Annotated in this window: 11 protein-coding genes; 4 read left to right on the top strand and 7 right to left on the bottom strand. The window is 67.1% G+C overall.

All coding sequences use genetic code 11. The annotated features are described in order from the left end of the window. Window positions 1–4 precede the first annotated feature (4 nt). The 4 genes from ACI0FO_RS06240 (at window position 5) to ACI0FO_RS06225 (ending at window position 4,623) form a co-directional block, all read left to right on the top strand. Window positions 5–1,660 carry an amidohydrolase gene (locus tag ACI0FO_RS06240; RefSeq protein WP_416025023.1) on the top strand — a complete coding sequence of 552 codons (1,656 nt, stop codon included), beginning with the start codon at window positions 5–7 and terminating at the stop codon, window positions 1,658–1,660. A gap of 1 nt (window position 1,661) precedes the next feature. Further along, entirely contained in the window at window positions 1,662–2,636 is a 975-nt protein-coding gene (locus ACI0FO_RS06235; RefSeq protein ID WP_416025021.1) for a CobW family GTP-binding protein, read from the top strand. A gap of 110 nt (window positions 2,637–2,746) precedes the next feature. Continuing rightward, entirely contained in the window at window positions 2,747–3,139 is a 393-nt protein-coding gene (locus ACI0FO_RS06230) for a nuclear transport factor 2 family protein (RefSeq protein ID WP_416025019.1), read from the top strand. Window positions 3,140–3,207: 68 nt separating this feature from the next. After that, window positions 3,208–4,623 carry an NAD(P)/FAD-dependent oxidoreductase gene (locus ACI0FO_RS06225; RefSeq protein ID WP_416025017.1) on the top strand — a complete coding sequence of 472 codons (1,416 nt, stop codon included), beginning with the start codon at window positions 3,208–3,210 and terminating at the stop codon, window positions 4,621–4,623. A gap of 31 nt (window positions 4,624–4,654) precedes the next feature. On the opposite strand, the gene ACI0FO_RS06220 is transcribed toward ACI0FO_RS06225, so the two are convergent. The 7 genes from ACI0FO_RS06220 to ACI0FO_RS06190 all read right to left on the bottom strand — a co-directional run bounded on the left by ACI0FO_RS06220 (window position 4,655) and on the right by ACI0FO_RS06190 (window position 12,020). After that, window positions 4,655–6,193, bottom strand: coding sequence for a PLP-dependent aminotransferase family protein (locus ACI0FO_RS06220; protein ID WP_416025015.1), 1,539 nt, complete (start codon window positions 6,191–6,193; stop codon window positions 4,655–4,657). A gap of 129 nt (window positions 6,194–6,322) precedes the next feature. Then, complete coding sequence (locus ACI0FO_RS06215; RefSeq protein WP_105557145.1) at window positions 6,323–7,150, bottom strand: ABC transporter permease subunit; 828 nt, start codon at window positions 7,148–7,150, stop codon at window positions 6,323–6,325. After that, window positions 7,143–7,979 (bottom strand): taurine ABC transporter ATP-binding protein, encoded by an 837-nt coding sequence (locus ACI0FO_RS06210; RefSeq protein WP_416025012.1) that lies wholly within the window; start codon window positions 7,977–7,979, stop codon window positions 7,143–7,145. The genes ACI0FO_RS06215 and ACI0FO_RS06210 overlap by 8 nt, the downstream gene beginning before the upstream one ends. Before the next feature lie 30 nt (window positions 7,980–8,009). After that, window positions 8,010–9,038 carry a taurine ABC transporter substrate-binding protein gene (gene tauA / locus ACI0FO_RS06205; protein ID WP_416025011.1) on the bottom strand — a complete coding sequence of 343 codons (1,029 nt, stop codon included), beginning with the start codon at window positions 9,036–9,038 and terminating at the stop codon, window positions 8,010–8,012. 231 nt (window positions 9,039–9,269) lie between these two features. Then, complete coding sequence (gene folE / locus ACI0FO_RS06200; RefSeq protein ID WP_105557148.1) at window positions 9,270–9,815, bottom strand: GTP cyclohydrolase I FolE; 546 nt, start codon at window positions 9,813–9,815, stop codon at window positions 9,270–9,272. A gap of 130 nt (window positions 9,816–9,945) precedes the next feature. Then, window positions 9,946–10,602, bottom strand: a complete 657-nt coding sequence (locus tag ACI0FO_RS06195; RefSeq protein WP_416025008.1) for a response regulator — start codon at window positions 10,600–10,602, stop codon at window positions 9,946–9,948. Beyond that, complete coding sequence (locus ACI0FO_RS06190) at window positions 10,599–12,020, bottom strand: cache domain-containing protein (RefSeq protein ID WP_416025006.1); 1,422 nt, start codon at window positions 12,018–12,020, stop codon at window positions 10,599–10,601. The genes ACI0FO_RS06195 and ACI0FO_RS06190 overlap by 4 nt, the downstream gene beginning before the upstream one ends. Window positions 12,021–12,305 lie beyond the last annotated feature (285 nt).

The raw sequence follows: 12,305 nt of genomic DNA, 5'->3' as shown, positions 1-12,305 counted from the left end.
CGCGATGACCCGGCTCGAAGGCAATACGACGATCTACGCCGCCCGCAGCATCCTGACCATGAATCCGGCCCAGCCGCGCGCCACGCACGTCGCCGTGCGGGACGGCCGCATCCTGGGCGTGGGCAGCCGCGAAGAGCTGGCCGGCTGGGGGCCGGCCGACGTCGATGACCGGTATGCGGACAGGGTGCTGATGCCCGGCTTGGTCGAGGGGCATTGCCACCTGCCCGAAGGCGGCATGTGGAAATTCGTGTATGTGGGCTACTACGACCGCCGCGGGCCGGACGGCCGCCTGTGGAGCGGGCTGAAGAGCTTTGACGCGGTCGCCGGCCGCCTGCGCGAGGCCGAACGCAGCCTGCCGGCGGGTGAAACCCTGATCGGCTGGGGCTTCGACCCGATCTTCTTTGACGGCCAGCGCATGCGCGTCCAGGACCTGGACCGCGTGTCGCCCGAACGGCCCATCGTCATCATGCACGCCAGCATGCACTTGATGAATGTGAATACGCCGATGCTGGCGCGCGCCGGCATTGACCGCGACACCGACATCGAGGGCGTGACGCGCCTGGAAGACGGCCGGCCCAGCGGCGAGCTTTGCGAATTCGCCGCCATGTTCCCGGTCATGCGCTTGATCGGCAGCCCGTTCCGCACGGTGGGGTTGTCGGAAGACGGGCTGCGCATGTTCGGCAAGGTGGCGCAGTGGGCGGGCGTGACCACCGCGACGGATCTGGTCAATGAACTGGGCGATGAAGGCATCGCGACGTTGGCGCGCGTTACGGCCGAAGCCGATTATCCCGTGCGCATCGTGCCCGCCGCGTCGGCGCTGACCTACGCAGGCGACCCGGCGCGCTGCCTGGAGACGCTGGCGGCGGCCAAGCGGCTGAACCACGACAAGCTGCATCTGGGCATGGTCAAGCTGGTGGTGGACGGGTCGATCCAGGGCTTCACTGCCCGAGTGCGCTGGCCGGGCTACTACAACGGCGCGCCCAATGGCATCTGGGTTATCGCGCCGACCGAGCTGGACGCGACGGTCCAGGCTTATCACGATGCCGGCGTGCAACTGCACATCCACACCAACGGCGACGAAGCAACGCAACGCGCGATCGATGCCGTGGACCTGGCCCTGCGCCGCACGCCGCGCCGCGATCATCGGCACACGCTGCAGCATTGCCAGATGGCCGACGCGGCGCAGTTCCGGCGGATGGCCAGCCTGGGCATGTGCGCCAACCTGTTCGCCAACCACATCTACTATTGGGGCGACGCCCATTACGCGCTCACCATGGGGCCGGACCGCGCTAACCGCATGGACGCCTGCGCCTCGGCGGCGCGGGCGGGCGTGCCGTTCTCGATCCATTCCGATGCCCCGATCACGCCACTGGGGCCGTTGTTCACCGCGTGGTGCGCCGTCAACCGCCTGACCGCTTCTGGCCGTGTGCTGGGCGAGTCCGAGCGCATCAGCGTGGATGCAGCGCTGCATGCCGTCACGCTGGGCGCGGCCTATACCCTGCACATGGACCACCTGGTCGGCTCGATCGAAGTGGGCAAGTACGCGGACTTCTGCGTGCTGGAAGACGACCCTTCGACGGTGCCCGCCCATCAGTTGAAAGACGTCGCCGTGCGCGGCACCGTCGTCGGCGGACGGCCGCTGGCCCTGGAGGGCGCCTGAGATGACCGGCATCGGCGCGGCGCGCATTCCGTTGACGGTCGTGGGCGGCTTTTTGGGTGCGGGCAAGACCACGCTGCTGAATCATGTACTGGGCGCCAGCCGCCGCCGCGCGGCGGTGCTGGTCAATGACTTCGGGCCTATCGATATCGACGCCGGCCTGATCGCGCAGCGCGCGGACGAGGTGATCCGGTTGGCCAATGGCTGCGTCTGCTGTTCGATGGCCGGCGGCCTGGACGACGCGTTGGCGCGCGTGCTGGCGCTGGACCCGCCGCCGGAATGGATCGTGATCGAGGCCAGCGGCGTGTCGGACCCGTCGCGCATCGCACAGGTTGGCATGTGCGACCCGCTGCTGCAGCTAGAGGGCGTGGTGGTGCTGGTGGATGCCGCGAACGTGCGGGCCCTGGCCGATGATCCCCTGTTAAGCGATACGGTCGCCCGGCAACTGCGGGCAGCCGATCTGCTGGTGCTGAACAAGACCGACCTCGTCACGCCGGAAGCGCTGGGGCAGGTGCGCGAGTGGCTGCGCGGTGTGACGCAAGGCGCCGCCATGATCGACACCCGGGAAGGGCGCGTCGATCTGCGCTATCTGTCCGGCGAAGCCTTGCCGGGCGCGTCCGTCCATGATTGCGGGCATGCCGGTTGCGGCCACGCCGCGCATCATTGCGCGATGCCGCAGGCGGACCCCGACCATCCGTTTCAGAGCTGGCTCTGGCAGGCGCCCGGCACGCTGAACGCCGACTGGCTGGCGGGGCAGCTTCGGCAAATGCCCCGGCAGTTGTTAAGGGCGAAGGGGTGGGTGCGCACGGACCGGCACGGGCTGGTGCTGGTGCAGTGGGCGGGCCGCCGCGTGCGGTATGACACGCAGGCGGCGCCGCCTGATGGCTTGGGCGCGCCGGGGTTGGTGTTTATCGGTTTGCGTGACGCCATCGATCCGCGGCAGGTGTCCGCGATGCTTGCGCCCGCCACGGCTTCGTGACTGGTGCAAGCGATTTCCCGCTTCTGGTTCTAGACCCTGCCGGACCGCTCTCGTACCTTGGATCCTGTACGCGGGCGCATGCCGCGCCGGCGTCTATCGGAGGGTAGGCAATGCACAAGACCGTCACCGTGGAAATGCTGGCCGAATTCGCGGCCGCATGGAACCGCCACGACATCGATGCCTTGATGAGTTTCATGAGCGAGGACTGCGTGTTCGAGACCGTGGGCGGCCCGGATGCGTGCGGCAGTCGGCACACCGGAACGCAGGCCGTCCGCACGGCCTTTGCCGCCGCCTGGAAGAACTTCCCGGATGCCCAATGGAACAACGGCCGGCATTGGGTGGCGGGCGATCGCGGCGTCTCCGAATGCACGTTCACCGGCACCGCCGCCGATGGATCAAGGACGGAGGCCGACATGGTGGACGTCTTCACGTTCCAGGACGGCAAGATCCGCGTCAAGAACGCGTTCCGCAAGCAGCGCCCGGCTTTGCCGGCCCGTGCCTGAGGCGCCGCCTCGGGCCTTGGAATCACTCCGGAAACGCTCCGGTAACACCCAGGACACGGATTCGAAGCATGGATACCCAAATGCCCTTCGACACCTCACGCCCGCCCCGTGCGGCCACCCCAGGGGCCAACGCCTACAACCCGACCTATGACCCGCTGGTGTCCCCGCCTGGCCGGGGCCAGGACTATGCGCCGACCTATTGGGTCGCCAGCGCCGGCGATCCGCCCGAGGACGACGGGCCGATCCAGGGCGATGTCGATGCCGACATGGTGATCGTGGGCTCGGGCTTCACCGGCTTGTCGGCCGCGTTGACCCTGGCGCGCGATTTCGGCGTGCGGGCGGTGGTGCTGGAAGCCAACCGCGTCGTGTGGGGCTGCACCAGCCGCAACGGCGGCCAGGGACAAAACGCTTCGGGCCGTTTGTACCGTTCTCAATGGATCGAGCGCTGGGGGTTGGACACCGCGAAACGCCTGGACGCGGAAATCCGCGAGGGCTTCGAATACTGGAAGAGCCTGGTCGCGCAAGTGGACTGCGACGCGCAGCCGGGCGGCCATCTGTACACGGCGCATCGCCAGAAGAAAATGGCGTTCCTGCAGAACGAGGCTCGCGTGATGCGCGAGGTGTTCGGCTACGACGCCAGGATGCTCGGCAAGGCGGAACTGCGCGAACGTTATGTCGACGACCATGAAGCGGTCGGCGCCATGCACGAGCCCGACGGCGTGGGCGTGCACCCGTTGAAGCTGGCCTATGGCTACCTGCGGCAGGCGCGGGCGCTGGGTGTGCGCGTGCATCCCTCCAGCCCCGTGCTGGGCTGGCGCAAGGAAAACGGCGTCATCCTGCTAGAGACGCCAGGGGGCGTGGTGCGCGCGCGCCGCGTCGCGTTCGCGACCGGCGGCTACACCGCGCAGGGCGTGAATCCGTTACTGGACAACCGCATCATGCCGGTGCTGTCGAATTCGCTGGTGACACGGGTGTTGTCGCCGGCCGAACGCGAGGCGGCGGGGTTGAAGAGCACCGTATTCATCACCGATACGCGCACCTTGCGCTTCTACTACCGGTTGCTGCCGGACGGCCGCATGCAGATCGGCAGCCGCAGCGCGCTACGCGGCGCCGATGCCGAGCACCCCCGCCATCTGGCGTTGCTGCGTGAAGGCCTGGCGCGCAAATTCCCGTCGCTGCGCGGCGTGGACGTCGCGTATTCCTGGTGGGGCTGGGTGGACGTCAGCCACGACATGATGCCGCGCGTGACGCAGCCGGATCCGGCGCTGCCCGTGTACTACGCGTTCGGCTACGGCGGCAATGGCGTGGCGTTCTCGGCGCACGCGGGCAGGCGGCTGGCTGAACGGATGATGGGCAAGGATGGCCTGGCCTGGGACCTGCCCATCTACGATTCGCCGCTGCCCGGGCATTTGTTCGCGCCGTTCCGCCGGATCGGCCAAGGGCTGCTGTACCGCTGGTATCACCTGCGGGACGAACATTTGTAGCCCTGGACGTCGAACGGGCGTTCGGGCCTGCCTACGCCGCCGTCCGCAAGCGGTAACGGTGCACCACTTGCGCCAGCTTTTCGATCCCCGGCCCGATATGCTCGGGCCGGATCGACGTGAAGCCCACACGCAGGTAGTTGCGCGGCGCGTCGGCGCCATTCATGAAAAATACGTTCCCCGGTTCTACGACCACGCCTTCCGCCAATGCGGCTTCGGATAGCGCGGCGGCATCCAGCCACGGCGGCCCGGCCAGCCAGCAGGACGACGACCCCGTGATGGGAATCGCCTTGAAGTCGGGCAGGTGCTGCGCCAGGGCCTGCGCCAGTTCGGCGCCGCGCTTCTGGTAGGCCTGCGACTGCTTGCGTAGCAGGGAATGGTGATGGCCCAACGAGATGAACAGCGAGAAGGCGCGCTGGATATAGGCCGACGGGTGGCGCAGCATCAGCCGGCGCAGGGCGCGCAATTCGCTCGTCAGTTCGCGCGGGGCAACGATATAGCCGATGCGCAGGCCCGGCGCGAACGATTTGGCCAGGCTGCCGACATAGATGACGCGGCCGTCGCGGTCCAGGCTTTTCAGCGCGGGGATCGCGCCTTCGCCCCAACGGCTTTCACTTTCGAAATCGTCTTCGATGATCATGCTGTCGGCCTGGCGCGCCAATGCCAGCAGGCTTTCGCGGCGCTCCATCGCCAGCGTGACGGTGGTGGGGCACTGGTGGCCGGGCGTGACGAACACATAGTCGCAGCCCAGCAGATGCGTGCCTGTGCACAGGCCGCGTTCGTCCACGGGCAACGGCAGCAGGTTGCGCGTGTGGCTGGCGAAGATATTGCGGGCATCGGGGTAGCCGGGGTCTTCCATGCCGACCACGGTGTCGTCGTTGACCAGCAGATCCGCCAGCAGGTACAACGCGTGCTGCGCACCGACGGTGATGACAATCTCCTCGGCGTCGGCCCAGACGCCCCGGCGCGGCAGCACCTGGGTGCGGATCTGCTCAATCAGTGTCGGGTCGTCGTGGGTGATGAGGTCGGGCGCCCAGCTGCGGATGTCCAGCACGGACAGCGCCTTGATGCAGCATTCGCGCCATTCGGCGGTGGGAAACAGGTCGGGGTCGAACTGGCCGTACACGAAAGGGTAGGGCTGCTTCTGCCAGTCTTGCGGTTTGGTGATATTGCGCTGCCGCGACGGCCGGAAGCGCAGCCGTTCGTCCCATCGCACGCGCCGGGGATCGGGCGCATCGGTCAGCGGCGCGGCGGGGGCGGCATCGCAGGCCGAACCGGGGTGCCCCTGCATGACGGAATCGCACACAAAGTGGCCGCTGCGTTCGCGCGACACCAGGTATCCCTCGCTGACCAGTTGCTGGTATGCGAAAACGACCGTGTTGCGGGCGATGCGCAATTGGTCGGCCAACTGCCGGCTGGACGGCACCGGCATGCCGGGCGGCAAGTGGCCGCTAAGAATGGCCGACACCAGCATCTGGCGCACGCGGCCCTGTAGGCTGAGGTTGGGCGCGCTTTCCCTTTCAAACAGGCGTTCCCACAACACAGGCTTGAGCATCGAGGCCTGGCTGGACATGACGGCTCCTTGTGAAGGCGATGCGGGACCCCGGCGCAGGACGCGTGCGGGGTCGGGTTCCGGATCTGAGCCTCAGGATAGAGGAGCCGCCAGGGCGAAGAAATGGGGGATTGCCCTGTTGGAAACGTCTTAGATGCGTCCCTTCCAGGGGATGGCGAATTTCTCCAGGTAGCGCACCAGCAGGTCGAAGGCGAAGGCGAACACGCCGATCACGATAATGCCCATGATGACGGTGTCGCTGGCCAGGAATTGGGCGGCGTTCAGCACCATGAATCCCAGGCCCCGGTCGGCGGCCACCATTTCGGCGGCGACCAGCGTGGTCCATCCCACGCCGATGCCGATGCGCATGCCGGTGAAGATCTCGGGCATGGCCGCCTTCAAGATCACGTGCCAGACGATCTGCATGCGGGTGCCGCCCATCGCATAGGCGGCATGGATCTGCTCGATAGAGACCGACCGGACGCCCGCGCGGGCGGCAATCGCCATCGGCGCGAAGATGGCCAGGTAGATCAGCAGAATCTTCGGGAACTCGCCGATGCCGAACCAGATGATGATCAGGGGCAGATAGGCCAGCGGCGGCAACGGGCGGTAAAACTCGATGGGTGGGTCGAAGATGCCGCGCGCATAGCGGTTCACGCCCATCAGGATGCCAACCGGAATGGCGGTAAGGCAGGCCAGGAAAAAGGCGCCGAAGACGCGCGTCAGGCTGGCCAGCGCATGTTCGGCCAGGGTGGAATTGGCGACGCCGTCCGTCATGGCCGACACGAACTTGTCGTACACGGCAATCGGGGACGGCAGGAACAGCGGCCGCACCCAGCCGGCGCTGGTCACCAGGAACCACAGGGCGATCAGCGCCAGGCTGGTGATCAGGCTGATGTGCCCGCTGTAGCCGGCGCCCGGCGCACCGTAGACCATCCCCGGCGTCGCGGGCTTATGCCCGGACCGGTTCCTAGACATGGACGGCTTCGGGCGAGGCGGCGGCGCGTTCGTCGCCGTAGATGATCCCAAGGACTTGTTCGCGCATGGCGATGAAGTCGGGACTGGATTTGATGCCACGTCCATCGCGGGTCTCCAGGTAGCGCCGGTTGAAGTCCGGCGTGAAGGTGTGCGTGATGCGGCCCGGGCGAGGCGACATGACGATCAGCCGCGACCCCAGGAAGAGCGCTTCTTCCACGCTGTGGGTGATGAAGAAGAACATCTTGCTGGTCTGTTGCCAGATATCCAGGAGCAGCTCCTGGATGGTTTCGCGCGTCAGCGCGTCCAGCGCCGCCATGGGTTCGTCCATCAGCAGCATGGCGGGGTCGCAGGTCAGCGCGCGGGCGATGCCCACGCGCTGCTGCATGCCGCCAGACAGCTGATAGATCATGTGGCGGTGAAAGTCCTGCAGCCCTACCAGTTCCAGGTTGCGGCGGGCGCGGGCGCGCCGCGTTTCCTTGTCGACGCCTTGCAGCTTCAGCCCGAATTCCGTGTTCTCCAGCACGTTCAGCCAGGGCAGCAGGGCGTGCTTCTGGAAGACCACGCCGCGGTCGGCGCCGGGGCCGACGATGGGCCGGCCGCCCAGCGTGATTTCCCCCTCGGTGGGCGACAGGAACCCGGCCAGCAGGCTAAGCAAGGTGGTCTTGCCGCAGCCCGAGGCGCCCAGCGCCACGACGAATTCGCCCGGCTGGATGGTCAGGTTGACGTTCTGCAGCGCGATCACCGGGCCGCTGTCGTGCAGGCCGGGATAGGTGACGCTGACTTGTTCCGCGCATAGCCGCTGCGCGGCGGAGGTGGACGGCATGGTCATGCGGGCTCCCCTTCAGGCGCGCCGGGCCGCTTACTTGGCCGCGGCTTTCGCGTACTGGTCGGTGACGTGCGGGCTGTAGTCGGCCAGCGCGCGGTCGATCTGCTTCTGGTCCTTCAGGAACGTGGCGCTTGCCGCGAAGGCCCGCGCCGCGCCTCCTTCCTTGCCGCCGCCCAGCCATACATTCGACGCTTGCTCTTGCGCGGTGGGGAATACCAGCAGGCCCAGCGCTTCGACGACGTCGTCCGGCTTGCCGCCGATCAAGCGCACGATGCCCTTGACCTGGGGCGATTCGGCGGTCCATTTGGCGCCGTTGGCGCGGTAGTCGGCGTAGGACTTGGCCAGCACGCCGGTGAAGGCGGCCATGAACTTCGGATGCTTGGCGGCCCAGGCGCGGTCGACCACGATGCCGTCGAAGGTGGGTACGCTGGCGGCTCCGATCTGCTGGGAGTCGGCGATGATCTTTCCGCTCTTGGCGATTTCAGTCAGCGCGGGCGGCCAGACGTAGGCGGCGTCGATGTCGCCGCGCTGCCAGGCCGCGACGATCTGCGGGGGCTGCATGTTCAAAATACGCACGTCGCGCGGCGCGATCTTCCAGACCTGTTCCAGGCCCACCAGCAGATGGAAGTGCGAGGTCGACACGAACGGCGTGGCGACGCGCTTGCCTTTCAGGTCGGCGGTGCTGTTGATGCCGGAACCGTTGCGGGCGACCAGCGCTTCGGATTTCCCGATGTTGTCCAGCACCCAGAACAACTGCATGTCCACGCCCCGGGTAGACGCCGAGGTGATGCCGGTGGATCCCAGGACGCCGACCGGCACGTTGCCAGAGGCCAGCGCGGTGGAAATGTCGCCGCCGGACGTGAACTGCCGCCAGTCGACCTGGTAGCCGGCCTCTTTCAGGGCGGTGTCGAAGCTGCCGTCGGCGATGGCGGACAGGAACGGCCCCACGATCAGCTGGTAGCCCACCACCAGCTTGGTCTGGGCGTAGGCGGGTGCGGCTAGCAGCGCGGCGGCCAGGCCGGCAAGGGTGCAGCGGCGGATGTGGCGGAATATCGCGTTCATGGTGGTCTCCGAGAGAGAGAGCGGCCGCGCCCCGGCGCAACCGGCTTGCTGGCTGCCAGTTTGCCCGGATGGGACCAGAACGCTAGGGCCAGATGCCTGGATCAGTAGGAGCCAAACACCCCGGACCCAAAGCGGCCGGGCCCGCCTGCCGCGCCGGCGGTGCCGGGTATAGGCATCGTCGTCGCAGCGGGCGGGCCCGCGATATGCGCCAAAAGAAGGGCGGCGGTCCTGCTATCGGATGAGGCTGAGGAATTCGGCCCGGGTCGACGGGTTGTCGTGGAATTCACCCAGCATGACGGACGTGACCATGGACGAGTTCTGCTTTTCCACGCCGCGCATCATCATGCACATGTGCTGCGCTTCGATGACGACGGCCACTCCCGCCGCGCCGGTGACGGTCTGGACGGCTTCGGCGATCTGGCGGCTGAGGTTTTCCTGGATTTGCAGGCGGCGGGCGTACATCTCGACGATGCGCGCCACCTTGGACAGGCCCAGCACGCGGCCGGCGGGCAGGTACGCCACGTGCGCCTTGCCGATGAAGGGCAGCATGTGGTGTTCGCACAGCGAGTAAAGCTCGATGTTTTTGACCAGCACGATTTCACGCGTGTCCGACGTGAACAGCGCGCCGTTGACGATTTCGTCCAGGTTCTGGCCGTAACCGCGGCACAGGTGGCGCATGGCCTTGGCCGCGCGGGCCGGCGTATCGGCCAGCCCTTCGCGGGACGGGTCTTCCCCTAGTGCTTCGAGAATGGCGGTGTAGTTCTTTTCCAATGACATAGGGGACTCCTGGGGGCAGCGCGCTCGTCGTGGCGTTGTGTCGTGTCGGCCGGCGTCAGGGACGCGGCAATGGAGGCAAGTCTACCGCAGCGCGGGCGGCGGGTCAGGCGCCCGGCCCCATCCGCGAGGCTCAAACGCCGCGGTTCTCGACGGCGTACTTGATCAGTTCGGCCTGCCCGTCGATGCCCAGCTTGCGTTTGATGTTCAGCCGGTGCGTTTCGACCGTGCGCACGGACAGGCCCAGCGCCTGCGCGATCTGCTTGTTGGCCTGGCCGCTGGCGATGTGGCGCAGCACGTCGCGTTCGCGCTGCGTCAATAGCGTGGCGGGGGCGCTGGCCTGGGACAGCCGCACGGCCACGGCCGCGCTGAAGTAACTACGGCCCGCCATGACCGCGCCGATGGCGGTGACGATCTCTTCGGCCGGTTCATCCTTCAGCAGATAGCCCCGGGCGCCGGCCTTCACCGCCTGCACCATGTATTCAGGGTTGTCGTGCATGGACAGCACCAGCACGGCGATCTGGGGATAGCGTTCGTGCAATTGCGCCGTCAATTCCAGCCCGCCCACGCCTGGCATGTTCAGGTCCATCAGCACCAGATGGGGCAGGGTGTCGCCCTGGGGATCCTCCGCCAGGCATGCCGCCAGGAACAATAGCGCCGCTTGTGCATTGCCGGCTTCGCCCACCACGCGCAGGCGCGGCACGGTTTCCAGGCGCAGGCGTAGCCCGTCCCGCACCAGGGGGTGGTCGTCGACCAGCAGGAGTCGGATGGCGTCGGGGGTGTCGGTCATGCCTCGGTCGTCGCGGTAGGGGCGGCCGGCGCCGGCAAGGGCAGCCAGGCCTGCAAGGTCGTGCCTTGCGCGTTGGTATGGAAACTCAGGTTACCGGATAGCGCGCTCATGCGTTCGCGCATGTTGCGCAGCCCGATGCCGCGCCGGGGGTCTTGCTGGACTTCGGCGAAGTCGAAGCCGCGGCCGTCGTCCGAAATGGTCAGCCGCAGGTCGTGCGCACTATAAGCCAGGGTCATGTCGGCACGGGTGGCGCCAGCATGGCGCATGACGTTGGTCAGGGCTTCCTGGGTGACGCGGAACAGCGCGGTGGCATAAGCCTCGGGCAGTTTGACCGGGCGGCCAGTAGTGCGCAGGCGGACGGCCAGCGGCGGCGCCCCGTCCACGCTGGGGATGGCGAACTCGCGGCCCAGGTGCTCCAGCGCGGCCGGCAGGCCCAGGTCGTCCAGCAGGGTCGGGCGCAGGTTGTGTGAAATGCGCCGCACCTCGCCCACGGCGCTGTTCAGGCGGTCAAGCGCGCCGCCCAGCGGCCGGTCGATATGGGTCAGGGCCTGCGGCTGTTCCGGTAATGATTGCCGCAGCCGTTCGCGCGCCGCTTCCAGCGACAGTTTGATGGACACCAGCACCTGGCTGATGCCGTCGTGCAGTTCGCGTGACAGGCGGGCGCGCTCGTCTTCCTGCGAGCGCACCACTTGCTGGGCCATCAGCCGCAGCTTGGCGTCGGACTGCCGGTGGTCGCTGATGTTCAGCGCCAGTCCGCAAGCCGCCACCCCCAGGATGGAGACGGCGGCGATGCCCGCCACCCAGGCGAACATGCTGCGGATGTTGGCCTGCGCGGCGGCGTCGATCCGCACCAGGGCCTGCTCCACATCGTCCAGATATATGCCGGTGCCCAGCATCCAGCCCCAGCGGTCCAGCACCACCACATAGCCTAGTTTTTCCACGGTCTGGTGGGTAGAGGGCTTTTCCCACAGGTAATGCACCACTTCGCCTTGCTGGCCGCCGCGGCGGGCGGCCGTGAGCAGGTTCTGGATGACCGCCTGGCCGTGCGTGTCGCGCAGGTTCCAGAGGTCTTGGCCGACCAATTCCGGCTGGCGCGGGTGCATCAGGTTCTTGCCCTGCAGGTCATAGACGAAGAAATAGCCGTCATGGCCGAACTCCATCTGCGCCAGCAGCGCCAGCGCCCGCTGGCGTGCGGCCTCGTCGTCGCCCGCCTCCTGCAAGGGCGCGACCGCGCTGTAGGCCAGGTTCACGTAGTGGCGAAGTTCGCTTTCCTTGCTGGCCAGCCAGGCGCTTTCCACCACTTGCTTTTCGCGCTGGGCCAGTTGCAGGCCTTGCACGTAGACGGCCACGGTAATGGCGGCCAACGCCACCAGCAGGGGCACGGCGGCAAGCAGCAGGATTTTCAGGCGCAGCTTCATATTGTGGGGGGCAACCCCGATAAGGATTGGTGCGATGCATCACGACGGTTTCGCCAGTGGCGATATCGGTTGTGCTGCTGGATTTTACGTTTTTCACCGACTTATGTTGCGGTGCGGTGCGTAGTAACACGTATGCGGCTTGCGTAGTTCCGCGCTTGTTGGCAAGGGGGCAAAACGAAATACTAACGCCCGCGTTCAAAGGACGCAGTGCGGGTGCCTGCGCGCCCGCCACCCCACAACAATGAGTCTGCCTTCCGCGGGACGACAAAAACGTTTCACGCCACA

Origin of the sequence: Achromobacter marplatensis (assembly GCF_049060505.1) — a bacterium.
GTDB classification, from domain to species: Bacteria; Pseudomonadota; Gammaproteobacteria; order Burkholderiales; family Burkholderiaceae_B; genus Achromobacter; species Achromobacter marplatensis_A.
The sequence above is the reverse complement of the archived record's forward strand: the minus strand, read 5'-3'. Positions and strand labels throughout refer to the sequence as shown.